Origin of the sequence: Streptomyces sp. T028, assembly GCF_048159505.1 — a bacterium.
In the GTDB taxonomy this organism is placed as follows: Bacteria; Actinomycetota; Actinomycetes; order Streptomycetales; family Streptomycetaceae; genus Streptomyces.
This window is the reverse complement of sequence record NZ_JBLRVZ010000075.1, coordinates 19908-44218: the sequence shown is the minus strand read 5'-3', so window position 1 is coordinate 44218 and position 24311 is coordinate 19908. Positions and strand designations below refer to the sequence as shown.

At 71.7% G+C, this 24311-nt stretch carries 21 protein-coding genes, 2 pseudogenes and 1 riboswitch; of the genes and pseudogenes, 13 read left to right on the top strand and 10 right to left on the bottom strand.

All coding sequences use genetic code 11. From position 1 onward, the window contains the following. Positions 1-59: 59 nt before the first annotated feature. Positions 60-476 carry a transglycosylase SLT domain-containing protein gene (locus tag ACLZN2_RS47945; protein ID WP_416986367.1) on the bottom strand — a complete coding sequence of 139 codons (417 nt, stop codon included), beginning with the start codon at positions 474-476 and terminating at the stop codon, positions 60-62. A 420-nt stretch (positions 477-896) separates the two neighbouring features. On the opposite strand from ACLZN2_RS47945, the pseudogene ACLZN2_RS47940 reads away from it, so the two are divergent. Next, positions 897-1607 (top strand): annotated as a pseudogene (locus ACLZN2_RS47940) (phosphotransferase); the annotation flags it as partial. Here the strand turns inward: ACLZN2_RS47940 and ACLZN2_RS47935 are convergent. Continuing rightward, complete coding sequence (locus tag ACLZN2_RS47935) at positions 1511-1951, bottom strand: nuclear transport factor 2 family protein (protein WP_416986366.1); 441 nt, start codon at positions 1949-1951, stop codon at positions 1511-1513. The pseudogene ACLZN2_RS47940 and the gene ACLZN2_RS47935 overlap by 97 nt on opposite strands. 327 nt (positions 1952-2278) lie before the next feature. On the opposite strand from ACLZN2_RS47935, the gene ACLZN2_RS47930 reads away from it, so the two are divergent. Continuing rightward, positions 2279-5611, top strand: coding sequence for a S8 family serine peptidase (locus ACLZN2_RS47930; protein ID WP_416986365.1), 3333 nt, complete (start codon positions 2279-2281; stop codon positions 5609-5611). Between the two features lie 101 nt (positions 5612-5712). Here ACLZN2_RS47930 and ACLZN2_RS47925 read toward each other — a convergent pair whose 3' ends face one another. Beyond that, the gene (locus tag ACLZN2_RS47925; protein WP_416986364.1) at positions 5713-6738 is read right to left on the bottom strand and encodes an MBL fold metallo-hydrolase; all 1026 of its coding nucleotides are present in this window, start codon (positions 6736-6738) and stop codon (positions 5713-5715) included. A gap of 112 nt (positions 6739-6850) precedes the next feature. Here ACLZN2_RS47925 and ACLZN2_RS47920 point away from each other — a divergent pair, with 112 nt between their 5' ends. The 3 genes from ACLZN2_RS47920 (at position 6851) to ACLZN2_RS47910 (ending at position 9447) form a co-directional block, all read left to right on the top strand. Continuing rightward, on the top strand, positions 6851-8308 hold the full coding sequence (locus ACLZN2_RS47920) for an aldehyde dehydrogenase (RefSeq protein ID WP_416986363.1): 1458 nt from the start codon (positions 6851-6853) through the stop codon (positions 8306-8308). An 8-nt stretch (positions 8309-8316) separates the two neighbouring features. Continuing rightward, positions 8317-8550, top strand: a complete 234-nt coding sequence (locus ACLZN2_RS47915) for a ferredoxin (protein ID WP_416986362.1) — start codon at positions 8317-8319, stop codon at positions 8548-8550. Positions 8551-8640: 90 nt separating this feature from the next. Next, positions 8641-8816, top strand: a riboswitch (TPP riboswitch). 40 nt (positions 8817-8856) lie between these two features. Beyond that, positions 8857-9447, top strand: a complete 591-nt coding sequence (locus ACLZN2_RS47910; protein ID WP_416986361.1) for a hypothetical protein — start codon at positions 8857-8859, stop codon at positions 9445-9447. Here ACLZN2_RS47910 and ACLZN2_RS47905 read toward each other — a convergent pair whose 3' ends face one another. Beyond that, positions 9448-10083, bottom strand: a complete 636-nt coding sequence (locus ACLZN2_RS47905; protein WP_416986360.1) for a TetR family transcriptional regulator — start codon at positions 10081-10083, stop codon at positions 9448-9450. It abuts the gene before it with no gap. Between the two features lie 220 nt (positions 10084-10303). Between ACLZN2_RS47905 and ACLZN2_RS47900 the strand changes: the two genes are divergently transcribed. From ACLZN2_RS47900 to ACLZN2_RS47890, 3 genes are read left to right on the top strand one after another with little or no spacing between them, the layout of a single operon-like run. Then, positions 10304-11686, top strand: a complete 1383-nt coding sequence (locus tag ACLZN2_RS47900) for a glycosyltransferase family 4 protein (RefSeq protein WP_416986359.1) — start codon at positions 10304-10306, stop codon at positions 11684-11686. Further along, on the top strand, positions 11680-12426 hold the full coding sequence (locus ACLZN2_RS47895) for a class I SAM-dependent methyltransferase (protein WP_416986358.1): 747 nt from the start codon (positions 11680-11682) through the stop codon (positions 12424-12426). Before ACLZN2_RS47900 ends, ACLZN2_RS47895 begins: the two co-directional genes overlap by 7 nt. After that, positions 12423-13493, top strand: a complete 1071-nt coding sequence (locus ACLZN2_RS47890) for a prenyltransferase (RefSeq protein ID WP_416986357.1) — start codon at positions 12423-12425, stop codon at positions 13491-13493. The genes ACLZN2_RS47895 and ACLZN2_RS47890 overlap by 4 nt, the downstream gene beginning before the upstream one ends. Before the next feature lie 20 nt (positions 13494-13513). On the opposite strand, the gene ACLZN2_RS47885 is transcribed toward ACLZN2_RS47890, so the two are convergent. The 5 genes from ACLZN2_RS47885 to ACLZN2_RS47865 all read right to left on the bottom strand — a co-directional run bounded on the left by ACLZN2_RS47885 (position 13514) and on the right by ACLZN2_RS47865 (position 18123). Then, complete coding sequence (locus tag ACLZN2_RS47885; protein WP_416986356.1) at positions 13514-14524, bottom strand: LLM class F420-dependent oxidoreductase; 1011 nt, start codon at positions 14522-14524, stop codon at positions 13514-13516. Positions 14525-14623: 99 nt separating this feature from the next. Further along, a complete protein-coding gene (locus tag ACLZN2_RS47880) occupies positions 14624-15436 on the bottom strand; it encodes a hypothetical protein (protein ID WP_416986355.1) in 813 nt (270 codons plus the stop codon). Positions 15437-15605: 169 nt separating this feature from the next. After that, complete coding sequence (locus ACLZN2_RS47875) at positions 15606-16586, bottom strand: N-acetylmuramoyl-L-alanine amidase (protein ID WP_416986354.1); 981 nt, start codon at positions 16584-16586, stop codon at positions 15606-15608. A 173-nt stretch (positions 16587-16759) separates the two neighbouring features. Beyond that, positions 16760-17584 (bottom strand): hypothetical protein, encoded by an 825-nt coding sequence (locus tag ACLZN2_RS47870; protein WP_416986353.1) that lies wholly within the window; start codon positions 17582-17584, stop codon positions 16760-16762. Then, positions 17584-18123, bottom strand: a complete 540-nt coding sequence (locus tag ACLZN2_RS47865; protein WP_416986352.1) for a SigE family RNA polymerase sigma factor — start codon at positions 18121-18123, stop codon at positions 17584-17586. The genes ACLZN2_RS47870 and ACLZN2_RS47865 overlap by 1 nt, the downstream gene beginning before the upstream one ends. A gap of 208 nt (positions 18124-18331) precedes the next feature. On the opposite strand from ACLZN2_RS47865, the gene ACLZN2_RS47860 reads away from it, so the two are divergent. Together ACLZN2_RS47860 and ACLZN2_RS47855 are read left to right on the top strand one after the other, a co-directional pair. Beyond that, the gene (locus ACLZN2_RS47860) at positions 18332-19861 is read left to right on the top strand and encodes an MFS transporter (RefSeq protein WP_416986351.1); all 1530 of its coding nucleotides are present in this window, start codon (positions 18332-18334) and stop codon (positions 19859-19861) included. A 217-nt stretch (positions 19862-20078) separates the two neighbouring features. Continuing rightward, positions 20079-20735 (top strand): class I SAM-dependent methyltransferase, encoded by a 657-nt coding sequence (locus ACLZN2_RS47855; protein ID WP_416986350.1) that lies wholly within the window; start codon positions 20079-20081, stop codon positions 20733-20735. A gap of 45 nt (positions 20736-20780) precedes the next feature. On the opposite strand, the pseudogene ACLZN2_RS47850 reads toward ACLZN2_RS47855, so the two are convergent. Continuing rightward, positions 20781-20852, bottom strand: a pseudogene (locus tag ACLZN2_RS47850) (DNA-binding response regulator); the annotation flags it as partial. Between the two features lie 453 nt (positions 20853-21305). Here ACLZN2_RS47850 and ACLZN2_RS47845 point away from each other — a divergent pair. The 3 genes from ACLZN2_RS47845 to ACLZN2_RS47835 are packed head-to-tail and all read left to right on the top strand — an operon-like array spanning position 21306 to position 24294. After that, complete coding sequence (locus ACLZN2_RS47845) at positions 21306-22163, top strand: MaoC/PaaZ C-terminal domain-containing protein (protein ID WP_416986349.1); 858 nt, start codon at positions 21306-21308, stop codon at positions 22161-22163. Between the two features lie 55 nt (positions 22164-22218). Continuing rightward, positions 22219-23295: a Zn-dependent alcohol dehydrogenase gene (locus tag ACLZN2_RS47840; protein ID WP_416986348.1), complete on the top strand. Its 1077-nt coding sequence runs from the start codon at positions 22219-22221 to the stop codon at positions 23293-23295. A gap of 15 nt (positions 23296-23310) precedes the next feature. Then, entirely contained in the window at positions 23311-24294 is a 984-nt protein-coding gene (locus ACLZN2_RS47835; RefSeq protein WP_416986347.1) for a 3-oxoacyl-ACP reductase, read from the top strand. Positions 24295-24311: the final 17 nt, after the last annotated feature.

Below are 24311 nucleotides of genomic sequence, written 5' to 3'. Positions count from 1 at the left end.
GGCGGCGGCCCCCGATCCCCGGGGGCCGCCGCCTCAAGTGTTCACGCCGTCGTCGTGGCTCAGTACCAGCCGTTCGCCTGCCAGAAGTTCCAGGCCGCGGCCGGGCTGCCGTAGCGGGAGTTCATGTAGTCCAGACCCCACTTGATCTGGGTGGCGGCGTTGGTCTTCCAGTCGGAACCGGCCGAGGCCATCTTGGAGCCCGGGAGGGCCTGGACGAGGCCGTAGGCGCCGGAGGAGGCGTTGGTGGCGCTGACGTTCCAGTTGCTCTCGTGCTGCACGATGTTGGCGAAGGCGTTGTACTGGCCGGCGTCCGGGATCATCTTGTGCGCGATCGCCTGGGCCTGGGAGGCGCTGGTCACGGTGGCCGCGTGGGCCGGCGCCGCGGTCATGGCGATGCCGGCGGTGGCGGCGGCCAGGGCGACGGTGGTGATGGCCTTCTTCGGGCTGGCGATGCGGCGGATGACGGAGACGGACACGGAGAACCTTTTTTCTTCGGGGACATGTGCGGTCGCCTGCATGCCGGAGTCACGCGGTGCGTGGCCGCTCCGCGTGAGGTGCGGTAGGTGGCTGCATGCGTCGGCGCCGAGGCCCGTGGGCTTGTCGGCGCCGTGCGACGTCATCCAGAGAAGCAGGATCGGCAGCCGTCCGCAAAGACCCCTTTTGCTAGTTGTGGCCGTACTTGGGGTGAACGCCGTTTGTGTGACCTGGCTCTCAAAGTGCAGGTCAGAGGGGCTGATGGCGTGGACATGGCGTCCGATATGCACCACTAGGGTGGTTAGTAGGTGATGTGAGTCATGTGGGGTGCTTCACCGCTCAACCATGATCGTGTGACAGCGGGCGTACGGAGGCTCACGGAGCGGGCGCGTCGAATGTGACGGGCGCCTCGAAGACGGCCCGGCTCCGGCCGTGCGGCGGACGTGTACGAGATCGACGAGGCGTGGGTGCTGCGCCGCGACCGGGAGGGCTGGTTCGACGCGGCGGTCGAGGCGGCGGTCATGGCGCACGTACGGCGGCACGGCTATCCCGCGCCCGCCGTGCGTGGCGCCGCCTCGCGCACCGACCTGGTGATGGAGCGGCTGGAGGGGCCGACGATGCTCCAGGCGTTCGCGGCGGGCGAGCTGGACTCCGCGGAGGCGGGCGCGCTCCTCGCGCGGTTGTTGCGCGAGCTGCACGCCGTGCCCGGGCGCTCGCCGGACGCACCCGGCCTGCGCGTGCTGCATCTCGACCTCCACCCCGAGAACGTGATCCTCACCGCCGACGGCCCGCGGGTCATCGACTGGGGCACCTCGGAGGACGGCGACCCCGGCCTCGACTGGGGCATGTCCTCGGTGATCCTCGCCCAGGCCGCCGTCTCCGCCGAGCCCTACGCGCCGGCGCTCCGCTGGAAGTCCAGTGCGTTACCTGCGGGTTCGTTGTGGCTGGTCGCGCCCACGCGGCGGAGCCGCATGTCGATAGAGCCCCGCGCCCCTTTGGGGCGCTGCCGTACCGTAGCGGACTTCGCCCGGGCTGCTCAGAGGCGGGGCGTGGGGCGGTCGCAGGGGAGGCGTAGGGTGCGGGCCGCGAGGAGCCAGGAGCCGTCGGGGGTGCGGCGCAGGGTGTCCTCGTAGTGGCCGATCCCTACGGGGGTCGGGGCCGGGACCGTGGGCGGCTCGGCGTCCACGCGGTACGTCGTGAAGTACGACATCGCCCGCGCCGTGTCCGGGGAGGTCACCTCGACGCGTACGTCCGCCATCAGCCGGCGGGCGTGCCGGTCGGCGGGGCGGGAGCCGAAGTGGGCGCGCAGGGCGGCGCGTCCCTTGACCAGACGGTCGCCCTCAGGCCAGGTCCAGACGCCGTCCTCGGTGAACAGCTCGGCCACGGAGCCGGGTTCGTCGAGGTCGAGACGGCGGACGAGGTCGAGGAGCAGGCGCTGGCAGGCTCGTTCGGCGAGAAGCTGCGCGATCGGGTCCATGGGTGTCGGCACCTAGGGGTCCGGGACGGGTGTGGTGAGCACCGTAGGGGCGCGTCGTGAACGGCGTGGTTCCCTTCCGTGAACGGCACCGCTCACGGGAGTCCCGCCGAGGGCGCCGTTGCCGTTCCGTTATCGACCGGTCCAGGCTCGGTCACACGCCGGTTGCAGCCTCGTGGGGCGTGATCATTCCCGGGTTCCAGAGATCCAGAGATCCCGAGATTCAGAGATCACGAGATCAGAGATCCGAGAACCCCCCGAGGCGAGAGACAGGTAATGGGTATACCCACACCCCCCAGCAGACATTTACGTACGGCGACCCCGCTGGCGGTGATCGCCCTGGCCGTCGTACTGGCCGCGACCGGAGTTCCCGGCGTGGGTCGGGCCGTCGCGGCCTCCCCCGACAGTTCGGCGGGCGCGGGCGGGAAAGCCGTCCGGACGGTGACCCTGATCACCGGTGACAAGGTGACGGTCGCCGGGGACGGCTCGGTCACCGGGATCGAGCGGGCCGAGGGACGCGAGGGCGCTTCGTTCTCGGTCCGGAAGGTCGACGGGCACACCTACGTCACCCCCGGCGACGCGGCGCTGCCGGTGGTCCAGGGCAAGCTGGACCGGCGGCTGTTCGACATCACCCAGCTGCTGGCGTACGGCTATGACGACGCGAGCCGGTCCGACCTGCCGCTGATCGCCACCTACGGCGGGGACGAGACACCCGCGGCGAGCGCCTTCCGTGACGCACGGGCCCGGGTGAGTCAGACGCTGGACAGCGTCAACGGCGTGGCGCTGCGGGCCGAAAAGCGCGGTGGTTCCGCGTTCTGGGACACCTTCACCGACGGCGCCGACCACGGCGAGGGCACCGCCCGGCTGGCCGGCTCACCGGCGGCGAAGAAGATCGAGAAGGTCTGGCTGGACGGCAAGCGCAAGGCCGACCTGGACAAGAGCGTGCCCCAGATCGGCGCGCCGACGGCGTGGGACGCCGGATTCGACGGCACGGGCGCCAAGGTCGCCGTGCTGGACACCGGCGTCGACGAGACCCACCCCGACCTGGCGGGCCAGGAGATCGCCGAACGCAACTTCTCCGACGTGGCGGACAGCGTCGACCGCAACGGGCACGGCACCCACGTGGCCTCCACCATCGCCGGTACGGGCGCCAGGTCGGAGGGGAAGTACAAGGGCGTCGCGCCGGGGGCGCGCATCCTCGCCGGCAAGGTCCTGGACGACCAGGGCTACGGCTGGGACTCCGACATCATCGCGGGCATGGAGTGGGCGGTCGCCGAGGGCGCCGATGTCGTCAACCTGAGCCTGGGCGGCACCGACACCATGGGCGTCGACCCGCTGGAGGAGACGGTCAACCGTCTCTCCGCCGAGTCGGACACCCTGTTCGTCATCGCCGCGGGCAACGCGGGCGACGGCGAGAGCACCGTCGGATCACCGGGCAGCGCCGACTCCGCGCTGACGGTCGGCGCGGTGGACAAGGCGGACCAGCTCGCCGACTTCTCCAGCCGCGGCCCGCGCGTGGGGGACGGCGGTCTCAAGCCGGATCTGACCGCGCCGGGCGTCGACATCGCGGCCGCCGCCTCCACCGCGAGCGACATGGAGGAGTGGTACCCCGCGGGGACGGCCGGTTACGCCAGCCTGAGCGGTACCTCGATGGCCACCCCGCATGTCGCGGGTGCCGCCGCCCTCCTGGCGCAGGAGCACCCGGACTGGTCCGGTGAGCGGATCAAGGCGGCGCTGACCGGCTCGGCGAAGCCCGGCCCGTACAGCGCGTACCAGCAGGGCACCGGTCGTACCGATGTGGCGCGGGCGATCGGGCAGACCGTCGTCGCCGAGAACGGCCCGATCAGCTTCGGCCGCCCCGCCTGGCCGCACACCGACGACGAGCCGGTGGCCAAGGAGATCACCTACCGCAACCTCGGGACCGAGCCGGCCGTCCTGGACCTGTCCGCCGAGGCGCTCGGGGTGGACGGCAAGCCCGCCCCCGAGGGAATGTTCGAGATCTCGACGCGGCAGGTGACCGTCCCCGCGGGCGGTACGGCGAGCGTCACGGTGACCGCCGACACCCGCGTCGGCGGCGACACCGTCGGCTCCTGGGGCGGCTCGGTGACCGCGGCCTCCGCCGACGGCGGGACCTCGGTGCGCACCGCGTTCGGCGTGGAGCGCGAGGCCGAGTCGTACAACCTGACCATCAAGCAGCTCGACGACGAGGGCAAACCCTCCGGCAACGGCTGGACGATGATCAACGGCCGGGACAGCGACTACACAGCGGATCTCGCCGATTCGGACGGTGAGGTCACCGTGCGCCTGCCCAAGGGCAGTTACGCCCTCACCGGGATCCTCGGGGGCGGTGCCGAGTCGGCCGTCGACTCGTACTTCCTGGCTCCGGCCGTGGAGTTGGACAAGGACACCACGGTCGTCATGGACGCCCGCGAGGCCGAGTCCGCGGCGATCACCATGCCCGACACCGAGGCCGCCAACAACCACGCCCAGCTCGTCCCCGGCTACACCGACACCGACGGGAACGCCCTCGACGCCTGGGCCGTCTACGCCTACCCCGATTTCCAGAGCTTCAAGGTCGCGCACGTCGGCCCGGAAGCGGCGAAGGACGCGGCATACGCCCAGTACAGCGGCTTCTGGACGCGTGAGGACGCCGACGGGCGCGCCGTGAACTACCGCATGGCGTGGAACCGTACGGGTTCGCTCGGCGCCTTCACCGCCGACGTCCGGCGCGAGGACCTCGCCAAGATCGACCTCACGTTCGGCGCGCCCACCCCGGACACCGGGCTGCTGTTCGCGATGCCCCTCTCGCCCGACGACCGGATCGCGGCCGACTTCAGCACCGTCGTCTGGCGGGAACTGCCGCTGCAGACCACCGAATACGTCCTCGGCAACGGCGTGAAGTGGGCGTACTCCGCGGAACAGCGGAACGCGCTGTCCTCGCTGCAGGGGCAGTTCAGGGCGTACGAGCCGGGCAGGAGCTACACCAAGAGGCTCAACATCGGCGTCTTCGGTCCGTCCCTGCCCCCGGGCGAGGGCGAACCGTCGGATGTGTATCCCGGGCTCGCGCGGCGCGGGAACACGGTCAAGGCGAGCCTGCCCCTGTTCGGCGACGGTGAAGGGAACCCGGGCCAAAGCTTCTACACGGTGGACGCCTCGCTCCGCGCCGACGGCGAGGAGATCCCCGCCGACGGCGATCCGCTGTACCGGGCCAGCTACACGGTCCCCGCGGGGGACCGTGCGTACGAGCTGACCCTCGACGCGTCCCGTGACCCCGAGCTGTACCCGGTCAGCACCCGGGTGCAGGCGAAGTGGACGTTCCGCTCGGCGGAGGTGTCCGAGGACAGCTGGACCAGGCTGCCGCTGTCCGTGGTCCGTTTCTCTCCCGAGCTGTCGCAGGCCAGCACGGCGAAGGCGGGCGAGCGGTTCGACGTGCCGTTCACCGTGGAGGGCGCGGCCGGCCGACGGACCGTCAAGAAGCTGAAGTTCCAGGTGTCGTACGACGAGGGCAGGACCTGGACCGCGGCGAAGGTGGTGGCCGGCGACCGGCTGTCGCTCAAGCACCCGGCCGAGCCGGGCACCGTCTCGCTGCGGGCCGAGCTGACCGACCGTGACGGCAACACCCTGGTCCAGACCGTGGAGCGGGCCTACCTCACGGTCCAGTAGCCCTCACCGTCCAACAGGGCGAGGGCACCACGGCGTGTCCGGGACCCACGGGACCCGTTTCCCGGACACGCCGTGCGGAGTTGCCCCTAGGCCGACAGGCCCTAGCATGCCACGTACGTCACCGGATCGCTCCCCGTCACCGCCTCCGCCCGCCCCTGCTTGACCAGGCGCCGCAGATGCGCCTCCGCCTCCGAGACGGCGATGGTGCGTGACCCGTAGGGGATCTGGTCCCAGGGGCGGTTCCACTCCATGCGTTCGGCCAGCTGCCAGGGGGTGAGGGGGGTGGCGAGGAGGGTGAGGAGATCGCTGAGGCGGGTCTCGTGGTGGGTGAGCAGCTCCCGTACCCGGGACGGGGCGTCGGTGAAGGGGTGCTGGTGGGCGGGGAGGATCTCGGCGGGGGCGAGGCGGCCGACGCGTTCGAGGGAGTCGAGGTAGTCGCCGAGGGGGTCGGTGACGGTGGTGTCGTCGGGGTCCTCGTAGAGGCCGATGTGGGGGCTGATCTCCGGGAGGAGATGGTCCCCGGAGAACAGGCGGCCGTGTCCGGGGAGGCCCGCCGGGTGCTCCTCCTCCAGGTGGAGGCAGACATGGCCGGGGGTGTGGCCCGGCGTCCAGATCGCCCGCAGCCTACGGCCGGGCAGTTCGAGGAACTCGCCGGGGACGATCTCCCGGTCGGGCAGGGCGGGGGAGAGGCCGGGGAGCCTACGGCGCCGGGACGTCCGCAGCGGGGCGATGTGCTCCTCGGGGGCGCCGGCCGCGGCCAGCTTGTCGGCCATGTACGTGTACCAGCGCTCGGCGCGGGTCTCGCGCGCCCGGCGCACGATCGACGCGTCCGCCGCGTGCATCGCGACCCACGCCCCTGAGATCTCCCGGACCTTGCCGGAGAGGCCGTGGTGGTCCGGGTGGTGGTGCGTGATGACCACCCCGTGCACCTCCGCCACCGCCGTACCGCAGGCCGCGAGCCCGGCGACGAGCGCGTCCATCGACTCCGGGTCGTCCCACCCCGTGTCGATCAGCACCGGCCCCCGGTCGGTGTCCACGACGTACACCAGCGTGAACCCCAGGGGGTTGTCCGGGATGGGCACCCGCAGGGACCGCACACCCCCACCATGATCGAACGTCGCCGTCATCTGCCCTCCGTCCCCCGGCCGTCGGCCGATCCATGGCCATTGCCCACTATAACTAGAACTGGTATCAGTTTCTGAAACACCGTCAGAAATGATGCGGACGAAGGCAGTGGCCATGGCTGAGCTCGTGGAACACGGAAAGCTGTTCATCGGCGGAGAGTTGACGGACCCCCTGGGCGATGCCGTCCTCGAGGTGGTCTCGCCGCACACCGAGGAGGTCATCGGGCGGGTGCCGCACGCCTCGGCGGCCGATGTGGACCGGGCCGTCGCGGTCGCCCGGCGGGCGTTCGACGAGGGGCCCTGGCCGCGGATGACCCTCGACGAGCGGATCGCGGTCGTCACCCGTATCAAGGACGGGATCGCGATGCGCCACGAGGAGATCGCCCGGGTGATCTCCTCCGAGAACGGCTCCCCGTACTCCTGGAGCGTCCTCGCGCAGGCCCTCGGCGCGATGATGGTGTGGGACGCGGCGATCACCGTCGCCCGGGACTTCACCTACGAGGAGCGCCGCGACGGCGTGCTCGGCAAGATCCTCGTACGGCGTGAGCCGGTCGGGGTCGTCGCGGCCGTCGTCCCCTGGAACGTCCCCCAGTTCGTCGCCGCCGCCAAGCTCGCGCCCGCGCTGCTCACGGGCTGCTCGGTGATCCTCAAGCCGTCGCCGGAGTCGCCGCTGGACGCGTACCTCCTGGCGGACATCACGCGGGAGGCCGGGCTGCCGGAGGGCGTGCTGTCGATCCTGCCTGCGGACCGCGAGGTCAGCGAGTACCTGGTCGGGCACCCCGGTGTCGACAAGGTCTCCTTCACCGGCTCGGTCGCGGCGGGCAGGCGGGTCATGGAGGTGGCCTCGCGCAACCTCACGCGCGTCACACTGGAGCTCGGCGGCAAGTCGGCGGCGATCGTGCTGCCGGACGCCGACCTGCAGAGCGCGGTCGCCGGGATCGTCCCGGCCGCCTGGATGAACAACGGGCAGGCCTGCGTGGCCCAGACCCGCATCCTGCTGCCGCGCTCGCGCTACGACGAGTTCGCCGACGCCTTCGCCACGGCGGCGGGCGCCCTCGTCGTCGGCGACCCGCTGGACCCGGCGACCCAGGTGGGCCCGCTGGTCGCCGAGCGGCAGCAGCGCCGCAACCTCGACTACATCCGCATCGGGCAGGAAGAGGGCGCGAAGGTCCTCACCGGCGGGGGCCGGCCGAAGGGGCTGGAGCGTGGCTGGTACGTGGAGCCGACGCTCTTCGGCGACGTCGACAACTCCATGCGCATCGCCCGCGAGGAGATCTTCGGCCCCGTGATCTGCCTCCTGCCCTACGGCGACGAGACCGAGGCGCTGAAGATCGCCAACGACTCCGACTACGGGCTGAGCGGCAGCGTCTGGACGGCGGACGTGGCGCACGGCATCAAGGTCGCGAAGCAGGTCCGCACGGGGACGTACTCCGTCAACACCTTCAGCCTCGACATGCTCGGACCCTTCGGCGGCTACAAGAACTCCGGGCTGGGGCGCGAGTTCGGGCCCGAGGGGTACGGCGAGTACCTCGAGCACAAGATGATCCATCTGCCCGCGGGCTGGGAAGGCTGACGGGGGCCATGGGTGACCGTTGGCACGTAGAGGTCGACCGCTCCCTGTGCATCGGCTCCGCCCAGTGCGTCCACCACGCCCCGGACGGCTTCCGCCTCGACACCGCCCGCCAGTCCCACCCGGTCGACCCGGACACGGACGCGAACGAGCGGGTGCTGGCGGCGGCGGAGAGCTGTCCGGTGGAGGCGATCGCGATCACGCTGGTGGGGAGCGGGGAGGCGGTGTTTCCACCGGAGGACTGAGCGGCCCTTGAGACGACCCCTGGGGGCGGAAAAATCTTGCCCTCAGGGGGTTCCATTCACTTCTGTCCGTATTATCCTGGTATTGGCCTACGAGGCGAGTGAGGGAGTCCAACCGGAGTAGCCGACTTTGGCGAGACGCGAAGGCATCCGCTGGGGCCGACGTCGACGGTTGGGCTGAGAGGCCGGAAAGCAGCAGTCGGGCTGGAAGGCGACCCCCAACACCTGATCCGGACCATGCCGGCGAAGGGAACCCGTCTCGTAGGTTTTCGCATGCGGTCGTGCGGTGGGGTGCCGTAGCGTGCGGTCGTGACCGAGCACTGGTACAGCGCGGCCGATATCCGTGTCGTAGAGGGCGGCGAAGCCGTGCGCCGCAGGCCGGGCATGTACTTCGGCGTCGGCCTGGACAGCCCGGAACTCCCCTCGCGGGCGTTCGGCCAGGTGGTGGGCTGGTCCCTGCACCCGGCCACGCGGGTCGCGCCCGCGCACACCCTGCGCGTCGAGGCGGAGATCCGCGGCGACCTCGCCTTCTCCGTCTTCGACGACGCGTCCGACGCCTTGGGCGTGGACGGAGTGCCGATCATCGGCTTCGGCTCGTTGATCGGCCCCCACCGCTGGTGCGGCTGGGCCGCCTCCGCGGTGAGCTCGCGCACGGTGGTCGAGGTCTGGCGGGACGGCGTCGGCTTCCGCCAGGAGTTGGCGGTCGGCAGGCCGCTCGGGGACCCGGAACGGTTCGTGCCGCCGGCCGGGGCGGGGACACGGGTGGAGTTCGAGCTCGACGAGGCGCTTCTCGCGCCCGGCGCGGCGATCACCGCCGACCTGGGCTCGCTGGACCTGTGCGGGTCGGCGTGCGCGGAGTCCGCTGGGTCGGCCGGCCTCCGGTTGCGCGACCTGCGGTGATCAGTCCGACGCGAGGTCCGGCGACCGCTTCGGGTCCGTCACGTCGATCAGGCGGCACACCGTCTCGATGTCGATGCGGACCTGGGCGATGGACGCCCGGCCCGAGAGCCAGGTGATCAGGGCCGAGTGCCAGGTGTGCTCGATGACGCGGACCGCCGAGAGCTGCTCGGGCGTGGGGTCGGTCAGACCCATCGCGTCGAGGATGATCGCCGTCGTCTGGCGGGAGACCTGGTCGACCTCGGGGGAGACGCTGCGGTCGGCGAAGGTCAGGGCGCGGACCATCGCGTCGGCCAGATGCGGCTCGCGCTGCAGGGCGCGGAAGGCGCGCATCAGGGTCTCCGCGACCCGCTCCGCCGGGCGGTCTCCGGACGGGGGCTTCTTGCGGAGCGTGCCGTGCATGTGCTCCAGCTGGTCCTGCATGGTGGCGACCAGCAGATGCACCTTGGAGGGGAAGTAGCGGTACAGCGTGCCGAGGGCGACCTGTGAGGACTCGGCGACCTCCCGCATCTGCACCGCGTCGAAACCGCCCCGGCTGGCCAGCTGCGCGCTCGTGTGCAGGATGCGCCGGCGGCGGGCCTCCTGCCGCTCCGTGAGGGAGGAGGAGGCGGGGCGCTGGGTGGTCTCTTCCGCAGGCATGGGCACCGTTCCGTGACAGTCGGTGAGGCTCGGTGATCACACAGCATGGCAGGGCCGCCCGGGCCGCGCGGGTCGTGGCGTGAATCACCTGATCCACTTCTCCCAGCACCCCTACCTGCCGGTAGATTCGGAGCCTCCCGAACGATCAAGTCTGAAACTTGTTCTAGATTAGCGTCTCGTCGTAACCTCGCGGGACAGTGCAGGCAGAAGGGGGCCCGGAGTGACCGCTGAGGCCAGTCAGGAGGGGTCCCGACGTGACCTCGCCGCTGACGGCGGGCGACCGCTCGACATCGCGCTCCTCACCTATAAGGGGAACCCGTTCTGCGGCGGCCAGGGCGTCTACGTACGGCACCTGTCGCGCGAGCTGGTCCGGCTCGGCCACCGCGTCGAGGTCATCGGCTCACAGCCGTACCCCGTGCTCGACGAGGGGTACGACGGCCTGAGTCTGACCGAGCTGCCGAGCCTCGACCTCTACCGTTCCCCGGACCCCTTCCGCACCCCGAAGCGCGACGAGTACCGCGACTGGATCGACGCCCTCGAGGTCGCGACCATGTGGACCGGCGGCTTCCCCGAGCCACTGACCTTCTCCCTGCGCGCCCGCCGCCATCTGCGCGCCCGGCGCGGCGAGTTCGACGTCGTGCACGACAACCAGACCCTCGGCTACGGCCTGTTGGGGGACGTGGGTGCACCGCTCGTCACCACCATCCACCACCCCATCACCGTGGACCGGCGGTTGGAGCTCGACGCCGCCGACGGCCGGCAGCGCCGCTACTCCGTGCGCCGCTGGTACGCGTTCACCCGGATGCAGAAGCGCGTCGCCCGCCGGCTGCCGTCCGTGCTCACCGTCTCCGGCACCTCCCGCCAGGAGATCGTCGACCACCTCGGCGTCCGCGACGACCGGATTCACGTCGTCCACATCGGCGCCGACACCGATCTGTTCTCCCCGGACCCGTCCGTGCCCGTCGTACCCGGCCGGATCGTCACCACGTCCAGCGCGGACGTGCCCCTGAAGGGCCTGGTGTTCCTCGTCGAGGCGCTGGCGAAGGTGCGCACCGAGCACCCCGACGCCCACCTCGTCGTCGTCGGTAAGCGTCCCGCCGAGGGGCCCGTCGCCCAGACGATCGAGCGCTACGGCCTCGAAGGCGCCGTCGAGTTCGTCAAGGGCATCTCCGACGCCGAACTCGTCGACCTGGTGCGCTCGGCGCAGGTCGCCTGCGTGCCGTCCCTCTACGAGGGCTTCAGCCTGCCCGCCGCCGAGGCCATGGCCACCGGGACCCCGCTCCTCGCCACCACCGGCGGCGCCATCCCCGAGGTCGCCGGACGCGACGGCGAGACCTGCCTCGCCGTACCCCCGGGCGACGCGGGCGCGCTCGCGGCCGGCCTCGGCCGGCTCCTCGGCGACGCCGCCCTGCGCGCCCGGCTCGGTGCGGCCGGACGCGAGCGCGTGCTCGCGAACTTCACCTGGGCGCGGGCCGCCGAGGGAACCGTCGCCCGCTACCGCGAGGCCATAGCCGGGGGCGCCCGCCGGCCGGCGACCGGGGTGCCCCAAGATGTTGACGTCGTAAACCGAGCATCCGATCGCGAAAGCAGGGCCACGTGCTGACCGTCGACTTCTCCCGGTTCCCGCTCGCCCCGGGCGACCGAGTCCTGGACCTCGGCTGCGGGGCCGGCCGGCACGCCTTCGAGTGCTACCGGCGCGGCGCCCAGGTCGTGGCCCTCGACCAGAACGGCGAGGAGATCCGCGAGGTCGCCAAGTGGTTCGCCGCGATGAAGGAGGCCGGCGAGGCTCCCGAGGGCGCCACCGCGACGGCCATGGAGGGCGACGCCCTCGCCCTGCCCTTCCCCGACGAGTCCTTCGACGTCGTCATCATCTCCGAGGTCATGGAGCACATCCCCGACGACAAGGGCGTGCTCGCGGAGATGGTCCGGGTGCTGAAGCCCGGCGGCCGCATCGCCATCACCGTGCCCCGCTACGGCCCAGAGAAGGTCTGCTGGGCGCTCTCCGACGCCTACCACGAGGTCGAGGGCGGCCACATCCGCATCTACAAGGCCGACGAACTGCTCGGGAAGATCCGCGAGGCGGGACTGAGGCCGTACGGCACCCATCACGCCCACGCGCTGCACTCGCCGTACTGGTGGCTGAAGTGCGCGTTCGGCGTCGACAACGACAAGGCGCTGCCGGTGCGGGCGTACCACAAGCTGCTGGTCTGGGACATCATGAAGAAGCCGCTGGCCACCCGGCTCGCCGAGCAGGCGCTGAACCCGGTCGTCGGCAAGAGCTTCGTCGCCTACGCCACCAAGCCGCATCTTCCCCCGGTGGGTGCCGAGGTGGCCGACCAGTGACCACCCCCCGGACAGAACACCTCGTCCTGCCCGGGGTCCTCACCGCCGAGCAGGCCGCCGCGACCGTCGCCGGCATCCTCGCCGTACAGCGGGAGGACGGCGCGATCCCGTGGTTCCGGGGCCATCACCTCGACCCGTGGGACCACACCGAGGCCGCGATGGCGCTGGACGCGGCCGGTGAGCACGAGGCCGCCGAGCGGGCCTACCTGTGGCTCGCCCGGCACCAGAACGAGGACGGCTCCTGGTACGCGGCCTACGCCGACGGAGCCCACGACGACGTCACCGACACCGGGCGCGAGTCGAACTTCGTCGCCTACATAGCCGTAGGCGTCTGGCACCACTACCTCTCCACCGGCGACGACACCTTCCTCGACCGCATGTGGCCGGCCGTCTACGCGGCCGTCGAGTGGGTGCTGCGGCTGCAGCAGCCGGGCGGGCAGATCGGCTGGCGGCGCGACCACGACGGCACCCCCACCGCCGACGCGCTGCTCACCGGGTCCTCCTCCGTGCATCAGGCGCTGCGCTGCGCGCTGGCGATCGCAGAGCAGCGCGAGGAGGCCCAGCCGGACTGGGAACTGGCCGCGGGCGCGCTGCGGCACGCCATACGGCGCCACCCGGAGCGGTTCCTCGACAAGGACCGCTACTCCATGGACTGGTACTACCCGGTGCTGGGCGGCGCGTTGACCGGCGCGGAGGCCAAGTCCCGTATAGAGGCGGACTGGGAGCGCTTCGTCGTGCCCGGACTCGGTGTGCGGTGCGTCGTGCCCAACCCGTGGGTGACGGGTGGGGAGTCGGCCGAACTCGCCCTGGCGCTGTGGGCGATGGGGGAGTCGGACCGGGCGCTGGAGATCCTGCAGTCCATCCAGCATCTGCGGGACGCGGAGTCGGGGCTGTACTGGACCGGTTATGTCTTCGAGGACGAGGCGATATGGCCCCGGGAGCTGACGACTTGGACCGCCGGGTCGTTGCTGCTCGCGGTGGCCGCGTTGGGTGGGCACGAGGCCACGTGTGCGGTGTTCGGGGGAGAGCAACTGCCTTGGGGGCTTGAGGTGGACTGCTGCGGCTGACGTGAAAGACCGGAACGGCGCTAGGAGCTGAGGTCGGCCAGCGCCCGCAGAGTGTCCGGGTCCGGGGCCACGGCCAGCAGGTCCGTCACCGGACCCTTGCGCCACAGCTCCAGCCGCTCCGCGATCCGCTCGCGCGGGCCGACCAGGGAGATCTCGTCGGCGAACGCGTCGGGCACGGCCAGCACGGCCTCCTCCCGGCGCCCCGCGAGGAACAGCTCCTGGATCCGCCGCGCCTCCTCCTCGTACCCCATCCGCCCCATCAGATCGGCGTGGAAGTTGCGGGTGGCGTGCCCCATGCCGCCGATGTAGAAGCCGAGCATCGCCTTGACCGGCAGCAGCCCCTCCGCGACATCGGCGCACACCTTGGCCCGCACCAGCGGCGCGACGACGAACCCCTCGCGCAGCTCGCTCAGCCCCGGCCCGTACGCGTCCGGCCGGCTCGGTGACCAGTACAACGGCAGCCAGCCGTCCGCGATCCGCACGGTCTGCGCCACGTTCCGCGGCCCCTCGGCCCCGAGCAGCACCGGCAGACCGGACCGCAGCGGATGCGTGATGGACTTCAGCGGCCGCCCGAGCCCGGTGCCGTCCGCGCCACGATAGGGGTGGGAGTGGAACCGCCCGTCGAGCTCCACCGGCGCCCGGCGCGCCAGCACCTGCCGTACGACGTCCACGTACTCCCGGGTCGCGGTCAGCGGCGACTTCGGGAACGGCCGCCCGTACCACCCCTCCACGACCTGCGGGCCCGACAACCCGAGCCCCAGCGTCATCCGCCCGCCCGACAGATGGTCCAGCGTCAGCGCGTGCATGGCGGTCGTGGTGGGGGAGCGCGCCGCCATCTGCGCGACGGCCGTCCCCAGCCCGATTCGCGAGGTCCGCGCCGCGATCCAGGTCAGCGGAGTGAACGCGTCCGACCCCCACGACTCCGCCGTCCACACCGAGCCGTACCCGAGCCGCTCCGCCTCCAGCGCCAGCTCCACATGGCCGGGGTCGGGGCCACGGCCCCAGTAACCGAGCGCGAGACCGAGCCGCATACCTGCCTCCTGACGATCCGTCAGATACGGGGGTTGCGACTGTACGACAACGGCCCCCCGCCCGGAAGGGCGAGGGGCCGTCGGCGAGGACCGCGAAACTCAGCCGCGCTGGATACCGGAGGTGTCCCGCAGCACGCCGCGCCGCCCGTCCTGGGTCTGCGCGATCAGACCCTGGGCGCCCTGCTCGACCGCGAGGTACCAGGTACCCGGCGCCAGCTCCGCGATCGGCATCGGCGCACCGTCCTCCGCGTACAGCGGGCGCGGCACCGGCACCGCGAACCAGAACGGCGAGAAGTCCGGCGCCGGCGGCTGCGCGGCCGGACCCGGCTGCCCGCCGAACGGCTGCCCCTGCTGCGGCTGCCCACCGAACCCGGGCGGCTGCTGCGCCCCCGGGTACCCGTAGCCGGCGGGCGGCTGGGCGCCGTAGGGCTGCGGCGTCGGCGGCTTGGGGGCGGGGACGAGACCGGCCTGGAGGGCGGGGACGAGGGGGGTGGCCACCGCGCCGGCGGCCATGAGCAGCGTGGCGATCAGGGCGATGATCAGGCCCGTGCCCGCGCTCGGGGCGTTGGAGTTGTCGCCGCCGAAGTTGTCCAGACCGCCCACCGGGTCGATGACGTTGCCGAGGGCGCTCCACGCGGCGAACAGCGCGAACGCGACACCGAAGGGACCGAGCTCCAGACCGGCCACCTTGCGGGGCTGCGGCAGGGCGCGGGCCACGACGACGAGCGCGGCACCGATGAGGCCGGCCAGGACGACACTGAGGAGAACCGGTCCGTTCGACCACAGACTCGGGATGTCGAGGCTGTCGGGAGCGTCGTCGTACGAGTAGTTGTCGAGGAACGACGCGATGAACAGCAACACCGCTGCTCCGATCACCACGCCGTCGCCCCGAGTGAGGGAGCGGATATTCACTTCAGGTCCTTCGTCAGTCGTCTCGTCGTCATCGGTACGTCCGGTAGAGGCGTCGCTGTCACCATGCCGCCCTCGGGCCCCGGTGTGAAGCGCGTGGGTCCCCCTGATCGCAGGGACGACACTATCGCCCGTGTGATCGGACTGTCCGCCGGGATCAGCGCCCCGATCACTACCCGCGCAGGAAACTCACGATTCCCTCAGAGATCCCCTGCGCCGCCTTCTGCCTCCAGGCGCCGCTGGTCAGCAATGCCGCGTCCTTGGTATCGCGCATGTTGCCGCACTCGATGAACACCTTGGGAACCGTTGACAGATTGAGACCGCCGAGGTCCTCACGCGTGACGAGGCCGGTGCCGTCGCCGATGTAGTTGGACGGTGAACTGCCCGTGCTGTGCGCGAAGTCGTCCGCGATCAGCTCTCCGAGTTCCCTCGACGGGGCGACGATCCCGCGGGTGTCCGCGGCGCCCTCGCGCACCGTGCCCGGCAGGATCACATGGAAGCCCCGGTTGCCCTCCGCCGAACCGTCCGCGTGGACCGACACCACCGCGTCGGCGTGCGCCGCGTTCCCGATCCGGGCCCGCTCGTCGACGCACGGCCCGAACGGCCGGTCCCCGTCCTGGGTCAGCTTCACCGTCGCGCCCTGCTCCCGCAGCAGCGTGACCAGCCGGTGCGCCACGTCCAGCGTGAACCTCGCCTCGCTGTAACCGGAGTTGGTGGACGTCCCCGTGGTGTCGCACTCCTTGAGGTTGGTGCCGATGTCCACCTTGCGGTTGATCTCGGCGGTGTGCTGGGAGTTGGTGACGTTGTGGCCGGGGTCGATGACGACGACCTTGCCCTTGAGGGGGACGGTCTCCTGGCTGGGGGAGGCGGAGAGGGTGCCGGGGTTGTCGGAGGAACCGGAGTCGGAGTCGGCCGGTGAGCCGGGGGTGCTTGTCTGGGCCCCCGCCCCCGCCCCTGCCCCCGCCGCCGCGTTCGTCCCGCCGTCCCCGCTGCCACCGGTCCCGCCGAGCACCCCGTACGCCAGCCAGCCCAGCAGCGCGCCGGGCACCAGCACGGCGAGCGCGATGGCCGGCGGGCGGCGCAGCGGGGAGCGACGGGCGCTGGGCTGGTCGCGGGGATCGAAGGGGCTGGGGTCCGGGCCTGTGTACGACACGCTTGCCACCCTAGCGGGCACCCTGTCGAAGGCATCTGGGTGTGGAGCCGGGCAGCGGGCCAGCGGCGCACGCCAGGATGATTCGGCACCGCAAAGCCCATGCCTGCGGCGTGGAACGGCGCCGCACCCACTCCTCCCCCTGCACATCTGAACGGAATTCCTGACTCAGAAGGCTAGTCCGTCACCTCCGCCGACTCGTACTCCGTGCCCTGCGGGGCCAGGCACACGAACCAGCCGTACGGGGAGCCCTCGGCGGTGCGGATCGCCGGCTCGTCGGCGGCGACCTCGGTGTTGGCGGGGGCCTTGGTGAGCTTGGTCGTCGTGCCGTCCTTCCAGGCGCAGGTGACGCGCTGGGTGGTCGGGGAGACATGGCCGATGACCAGACGGGAGGGGCCGTCGTCGTCGGCCGGGTCCAGGGGCATGGCCACCGTCTCGTTGTCGGTGCCCGACTGGGTGTCCGAGGCGGGGACCGAGGCCTGCAGCGTCACGGAGCCCTGGCTCGCGAAGCCGCCGTAGGCGCGCTGGACGAAGTACGAGGTCTTGCCGACCAGCTCGGCGCCCTCGTCCTCGTCCACCGGCGCCTCGCCGTACTCCCACATGGCCGCCAGCTGGCCCTCGGCCTCCGCCGCGTCGCGCGGGGCCGGCCACACGTCGACGTAGACCCGCCAGTGACTGCCCTCGTCGACGCCGCGCGCGAGCGTCGTGCGGTACGGCCGCAGGACGTCCCGCGACACCTCGGCCGACGGCTGCCCGGCCGGGGTCACCCGCTGCCCGTCGCCGCCCGGCAGACCGGTCAGGGCCAGCGCCCCCGTCGAGCCGGCGACGACCAGAGCGGTGGCCGCGGCGACCGCCCAGCGCCGCGCCTTGCGACGGCGGCCGCCGCGGATCAGCGCCTGGGTGGGGGCTATACCGATCTCGACCTCGTCGGCGGCGTCGGCCATGAGGAGGGCGATGTCCTGCTGTGTCATGTTGTGGTTCTTCTCCCGGTCCGCGCTCATCACTTCCGCCCTCCGTGCGTCACCATCTCCGCCAGTCCCGGTATGGCGCGCAGTTTCGCGATCCCCTTGGCCGCGTTGCTCTTCACCGCGCCGACCGAACAGCCCATCGCCTCGGCCGTCTGCGTCTCCGTCAGGTCCTCCCAGTAGCGCAGGACCACTGCCTCCCGCTGCCGCGCCGGCAGCTGGGCCAGCGCCTTCAGCAGGGCATGCCGGTCGTCTGCCTGGGCGATGCGGTCACCCGAGTCGGCGACCTCGTGCGTCAGCCCCGAGTCGTCCCTCGGAGCGAGGAACTCGCGCAGCCTTCTGCGGTACCTGCGGGCATGCGCGTTGATCATCACGCGCCGTACGTACGCCTCCGGGTCCTCGGCCGAGGCGACCCTGCGCCAGGCCACGTAGACCTGCTCCAGGGTCGACTGGACCAGGTCCTCCGCGGTGTGCTGCTCCCCCGTGAGGAGAAATGCCGTGCGCATCAGCCGCGGCCAGCGGCCGATGACGAAGGCCTGGAACTCCATGTCCCGGGCCTGCTTCCGATCCCCCATGAGCACCTCCTAGATATGCAAAGGAGGCCATGAGAGGCCAGGACCGTTGCCTCGACCGGGAAACTTTCTTCGCGAAGTCCGAGGAGGCCCGGACTCCCAAGAGAAGCTAAAGAAACCGTTAGTACGCCAAAGCATCGGAATAGTTGCCCGTGCATACAGGTTCAGCTTCCACGTACCCCTGAACGCCCCGCCCCGGAGGCCCCACCCCATGACGCACACGACCGACCGGCCCACCCGCGGAGCGAGCGGAGCCGTCGTCCCCGTGCTCGCCTTCGCGGGCATCGTGGTCGCGGTGATGCAGACCCTGCTCGTCCCGGTCATCAAGGACCTGCCGCAGCTGCTGGACACCGCCCCCAGCAACGCCACCTGGGTCCTGACCTCCACCCTGCTCTCCGGCGCCGTCGCCACCCCGATCATGGGACGCCTCGGCGACCTCTACGGCAAGCGGCGCCTGCTGATCCTCAGCCTCGCCGTGATGGTCGTCGGCGCGCTGGTCAGCGCCCTCACCAGCGACCTGCTCACGATGATCGTGGGCCGCACCCTCCAGGGCTTCGCGATGGGCGCGATACCGCTCGGCATCGGTCTGATGCGCGACATGCTGCCCCGCGAGCGGCTCGGCTCGGCGATGGCCCTGATGAGCTCCTCGATCGGCGTCGGCGGCGGCCTCGCCCTGCCCGCCGCGGCGCTCGTCGCCCAGCACGCAGACTGGCACGCCCTCTTCTACGGCGCCGCAGGCCTCGGCGCCCTCTCCATCGCCCTCACCCTCCTCGTCGTACCGGAGTCCCCGGCGCGCGCCGAGGGAACCTTCGACCTGCCGGGCGCGCTCGGCCTCTCCGCCGGCCTGGTCCTCTTCCTCCTCCCGATCACCAAGGGCAGCGACTGGGGCTGGACGTCCGGCACCACCCTCGGCCTGTTCGCCGCGTCGGCCGTCGTGCTCGTCCTGTGGGGCGCGTACGAGCTGCGCGCCGCCGCCCCGCTGGTGGACCTGCGGACGACGGCCCGACCCGCCGTCCTCTTCACCAACCTCGCCTCGATCATGGTCGGCGTCAGCTTCTACGTCGTCTCGCTGGTCCTGCCGCAGCTCCTCCAGCTGCCCACCGCCACCGGGTACGGCCTCGGCCAGTCCATGGTCGTCGCCGGTCTGCTCGTGGCGCCGCTGGGCCTGACGATGATGGTCACCGCGCCCGTCTACGCCCGGCTGTCCGCCAAGTACGGCCCCAAGGTCACCCTGATCATCGGCATGCTGATCATCGCGATCGGCTACGGCGCCGGCCTCGGCCTGATGAACGCGGCCTGGCAGAGCCTCGTCATCGCGGTGGTGCTGGGAGCGGGCATCGGCCTCGCGTACTCTTCGCTGCCCGCGCTGATCGTCGGCGCGGTGCCGGCCTCGGAGACCGGCGCGGCCAACGGCCTCAACACCCTGATGCGGTCCATCGGCACGTCCGTGTCGAGCGCCGTCATCGGCATGGTGCTGGCCAACACCGCGAACCACGTGAACGGGGTCGCCGTCCCGACCATGCACGGCTTCCGGGTCTCCTTCCTGATCGCCACCGCCGCCGTCGCCGTCGGACTGCTCTTCGCCCTGATGCTGCCGAAGGCGAACCGGGCTCCGCAGTTGCTCGCCGGCAGCGAGGAGGCGTTGCGCGCCCGGGCCGAGGTCACGCTGATCGACCATCGGGGGCGGGAGGCGGGGGCCACCGTCTCGGGGGATGACGGCAGCTCCCCGGGGAGACGGTGACGGCGTAGCGCCCGGTGGGTTGTGTTGTGTGGCGGCTGCGGGTTGGTTGTGGCTGGTCGCTCCCCCACTCTCGGCTGCGCTCGAGCGGGGGGACCCCCATCGCGGCGGAGCCGCATGTCGATACGGCCCCACGCCCCTTCGGGGCGCTGTTGGTACCCGTCGTTGAATAGGCGAGCATGGGGCGCCAGAGCGTCGTACGACCGAGAGGAAGCGCCCCATGGCTGCCGCCGACCCCAAGCCCTCGATTCTTGCCGCGTTTGAGGCGGCGAAGGGGTTCATGCCCTTGGACGAGGGGCTTGCGTTGTATGCGGCTGCTGTTGAGGCGGGAGCGCTTGGGCTGCCGCTGCTGGAGGTCGGGACCTACTGCGGGCGGTCCACCGTTCTGCTGGCCGACGCGGCTCGGGAGGCGGGAGTCGTCGCGCTCACCGTCGATCATCACCGGGGGAGCGAGGAGCAGCAGCCGGGGTGGGACTATCACGACCCGGAGACCGTCGACCCCGAGATCGGGCTGATGGACACGCTGCCCACCTTCCGCCGCACCCTGCACCGGGCGGGCCTGGAGGAGCATGTCGTCGCCCTGGTCGGACGCTCCCCGCAGATCGCGAAGATCTGGAACTCGCCCCTCGGCCTCGTCTTCGTCGACGGCGGTCACACCGACGAGCACGCCACCGCCGACTACGAGGGCTGGGCCCCGCATGTCGCCGAGGGCGGCCTCCTCGTCATCCACGACGTCTTTCCCGACCCCGTCGACGAGTTCACCGGGCAGGCCCCCTACCGCGTCTACCTGCGCGCCCTGGCCTCCGGCGCCTTCACCGAGGTCTCCGACACCGGCTCGCTGCGCGTACTGCGGCGAACCGGCGGCGCCGGGATCTAGGCCCTGACAACCCCGGTCCCGGCGGCCCCGGTCCGCTACAACCAGCCCCTGGCGGCGGGCCTCGCGCAGGGCCTCCGTGCGGTTGCGGGTGTCCGTCTTGCCGATGGCCGAGGAGAGAGGGGGCTTCCAACCCGGGCGGGCTGAGGTTCACGGGCGCTCGAACGGCTGGCGGCCGCTGTCACCCCTCCGGCACCGGCTGTTCGCCGGGGGCGGGGGATCCCGCCCTGTCCTGCCGCGATGTCGGCGACCGTCGCTCCGCCCGCAGTGCCATCTCTGCTCCCTGCGTTCCAGCGGTGTCCACTCCTTCGACGCTACAACCGCGGACGGCGCTTCGGCAGATCCGGACGTCACCGGTTCACGCTTGGCGAGCCTCCCCGCCCGCCCTCTCTGACACCCCGTCAGGAGCCTTCACAACTGTCGAGCCCTGGGCTATACAAAAGGCGCCGGACTGGAACGCGTTCTAGATCGGTGCGCGACGGCCTCGGTGCGCCCGATCGGTGCGGACGGTCGCACCGAGGTCTTGGACAGGACCGTGACCTCGACGGACCTCGACGGACACTCAGGAGCCCCATGCCCATCGACGCAGCCAAGGCGGTCGCCGCCGAACCCCGGTCCGGCGAGATCTCCTGGACCCGCAAGGACGTCCAGCTCTACCACCTCGGGATCGGCGCCGGCCTCCCCGCCACCGACCCCGACGAGCTGCGCTACACCCTGGAGTCCCGCCTGCACGTCCTGCCGAGCTTCGCCACCGTCGCGGGCTCCGGCTCGCCCGGTGTGATCAGTGGACTGTCCATGCCCGGTGTCGACGTCGACCTCGCCCGCGTCCTGCACGGCGGCCAGCGCCTGGAGATCCACCGCCCCCTGCCGACCGAGGGCACCGCCACCGCCACCGGCCGGATCGCCGCCGTGTACGACAAGGGCAAGGCCGCCGTCCTCGTCATGCGCACCGAGGTGGCCGACGCCGAGGGCCCGCTGTGGACGAACGACGCCCAGATCTTCGTACGCGGGGAGGGCGGTTGGGGCGGTGACCGGGGGCCGTCCGGACGCCTCGACCCGCCCGCCGGGGAGCCGGACCGGACCGTCGAGCGGGCCGTACGCGAGGACCAGGCGCTGCTCTACCGCCTCTCCGGCGACTACAACCCGCTGCACGCCGACCCCGAGTTCGCCAAGCGCGCCGGGTTCGACCGGCCCATCCTGCACGGCCTGTGCACCTACGGGATCACCCTGAAGGCGGTCGTCGACACCTTGCTCGACGGGGACGTGAGCCGGGTGCGGTCGTACACCACCCGCTTCGCCGGTGTCGTCTTCCCCGGCGAGACCCTGCGCGTCCGGATGTGGCGCGGGCAGGGCGAGGTGCGGGTGGCCGTGAGCGCCGTCGAGCGGGACGACGCACCCGTCCTCGCCGACACCGTCGTAGAGCACTCCTGAACCACCCATTTCCGTAAGGGGATCGCCCCGTAAGGGCACCGAGGGGAGCCGCACCATGCGCGCAGCCGTACTGCACGAGATCGGCCAGGACAAGCTGGAGGTCCTCGACGACGTCGAGGCGGTGGGGTTCGGCCCGGGCCGGGTCAGGATCCGGGTCCGGGCCACCGGGCTGTGCCACTCGGACCTCTCCGCGATGGGCGGGGTGCTGCCGCAGCCCGCGCCGTTCGTGCCCGGACACGAGGGCGCGGGCGAGATCCTGGAGGTGGGGGAGGGCGTCACCCGGGTGAAGCCCGGTGACCGGGTCGTCGTCTGCTGGCTGCCCGCCTGCGGCGCCTGTCCCGCCTGCAAGCGCGGCCAGACCGAGCTGTGCCTGGCCGGGTTCATGAACGCGGGGACGCCCAACTTCCGCCGCCCCGGAGGGGATGTGTTCGGTTTCGCCGGCACCGGCACCTTCGCCGAGGAGGTCGTCGTCGACGCGGGCTGCGCGGTCCCGATCCCCGATGACGTGCCCTTCGACATCGCCGCGCTCATCGGGTGCGGGGTGACCACGGGTCTGGGCGCCGCGCTCAACACCGCGGACGTGGAGGCCGGGTCGTCCGTAGCGGTCATCGGCTGCGGCGGGGTCGGCATCTCGGCCGTGCAGGGCGCGCGGCTCAAGGGCGCCGCCGAGATCGTCGCCGTCGACCCGGTCGCCTCGCGCCGCGAGTCCGCCCTCAGGTTCGGGGCCACGAGGGCGGTCCCGCCGGAGGAACTGCCCGGCGCCAAGCAGGAGGTCACCGGCGGCGAGGGCTTCGACTACGTCTTCGAGGTCGTCGGCCGCTCCGCCACCGCCCGCACCGCCTACGAGAACACCCGGCGCGGCGGCACCCTCGTGGTCGTCGGCGCGGGCGCCATGGACGACCACCTCCAGCTCAACATGTTCGAGCTGTTCTTCGACGAGAAGCGGATCCTGCCCTCGATGTACGGCGGCGGAGACGTCCTGACCTCCTACGAGCGCACGATCGCCCTGTGGCGGGCCGGCCGGATCGACCTCGCCGGGCTGATCACCCACCGTGTCCCGCTCGCCGAGATCAACGAGGCGCTGGACCAGATGCGCACCGGGACGGCCCTGCGCACCTGCATAGAGATCTGAGGGGCGGGCCCACGGATGTCACGCCCACGGACGTCACTGCCTCCGGAACTGCCTCCGGAACTGCCACTGGAGGGGCTCGCGGCGGTCGTCACCGGTGCCGGGCGCGGGCTCGGCCGGGCCGAGGCACTGGAGCTGGCCCGGCTGGGCGCGGCGGTCGTCGTCAACGACTACGGACAGCCCGGGCGCGACGGCTCCGGCGAGGCGTCGGCCGCCCCGGCGGAGGAGGTCGCGGCCGAGATCCGGGCGGCGGGCGGCACCGCCCTCGTCCACACGGGCGACGTCTCCGACTTCCGGCAGGCCCGTGAACTGGTCGAAACGGCGATCGCCGAGTTCGGCAGGCTGGACGTCGTCGTCAACAACGCGGGCATCCTGCGCGACCGCATGGTCTTCTCGATGGCGGAGGGGGAGTGGGACGCGGTGATCCGGGTCCACCTCAAGGGCCACTTCAACACCACCCGCTTCGCTGCCGCGCACTGGCGGGAGCGCGCCAAGGCGACGGGCGCCCCCGTCTACGGGCGGATCGTGAACACCTCGTCGGAGGCGTTCCTCGCAGGGTCGGCCGGGCAGCCCAACTACGCGGCGGCGAAGGGCGGGATCGTCGGCCTGACGACGTCCAGCGCGCTGGCCCTCGCCAAGTACGGCGTGACGGTCAACGCGATCTGCCCGCGGGCCCGGACCCGGATGACGCAGGACGTCTTCGCCGGGTTCGAGCAGCCCGCCGAAGGACTCGACCCGCTCGCCCCCGAGCATGTGGCGCCGCTCGTCGGGTACTTGGCGTCACCGGCCGCCGCGCGGATCAACGGGCAGCTGCTCGTCGTGCACGGCGGGATGGTCGCGGTGGTCGAACGGCCGCGGGTGCGGGCGAAGTTCGACAGCAAGGGCGACACCTTCGGCTTCGAGGAGCTGGACACCGTCCTGGGCGCCCACTTCGCGGACCGGCCGGAGGGGGAGACGTTCGCGGCGGCGGAGGTGCTGGGACTGAAGAGAGAACAGCAGTAGGAGAGCGGTGCATGTGC